Here is an 885-nt window from a genome sequence, read left to right as displayed (position 1 = left end):
AAACCCTGTAGGGTGTTTTGTCTATTTGCCAGGGTAAGTTTTTGCGACCGTGTTGGTCGAACCAATTTAGTAGGCGATTTGCAAAGATTGATGAGCTTTTATCTGTGGACATTAAAATAGTTTCTTGAGTAGGTTCTTGGCAGCATCTTTGATTTCATCTTTGTCGCCAAGGTGTTTGTTTAAGGCTCTATCCAGTTCTTTATCTAATTTACGCTTTGCTTCTTTAGCAGCTACTTGCTTGGTCGCATCGAGTAAACGTTTGCTGTCCAGTTTACATAGCTCAGCTGGAGGCGTATCAAATTTTCCTTTGCATCTTACAGGAACAGGAATGTCTTTGAACTTTTCATTAACCCTGCAGGCATGCTCATTAGAGTCGCCAATGACGCGTAAGCCGGTTTTTATGTCTAGCGATGTTGCGCTCAGGTTGATAGGGCCTTCGGCGCTCATCGCCAATCCGGAGCTTGTTAGCTCGAAATTGTTCGTGAGAATCTCATCTTTCAAACTGGCGCTGCCTTTAAGCAGATCAAAAGGTGTGGCTTTTGGCCAGTTGTTAGTATCGATAGAATCTTTATTTATTAGGGCCAATCCTTTGCAGCTTAGTGCCTTGAAGTTTATGCCTTGAACTTCACCGTCGAGTACTTCAAATTCGGATTGAGCCAAGGCATTGCTTTGAACTTCGCTTAAGGTGTTACCACGACTTGTCAGCGCAGCACTAAAATTGAGAGTGCCACTGAGGCTAGCGCTGTCCTCGGCATTTTGAATTTCCAGCGCTTGAATCAGAGTGCCTAAGTTAAGGTTTGATATCTTTGTATCGGCTTGCCAAGTAGGTTTGTTGCTACGCGCATCTATTTTTGCGCTCGTGTTTAGTATGCCTTCATGAGACTT

Annotated in this window: 1 protein-coding gene; it reads right to left on the bottom strand. The window is 43.7% G+C overall.

What is annotated here, in order from left to right:
- Window positions 1–111: 111 nt before the first annotated feature.
- The coding region (locus A3735_RS05530; RefSeq protein ID WP_156499430.1) for an AsmA-like C-terminal region-containing protein at window positions 112–885 on the bottom strand (774 nt) is incomplete at its 5' end.

It is taken from the genome of Oleiphilus sp. HI0061 (genome assembly GCF_001635675.1).
Note: the sequence above shows the minus strand (reverse complement) of the source record. Positions and strands in the feature narration are given on the sequence as shown.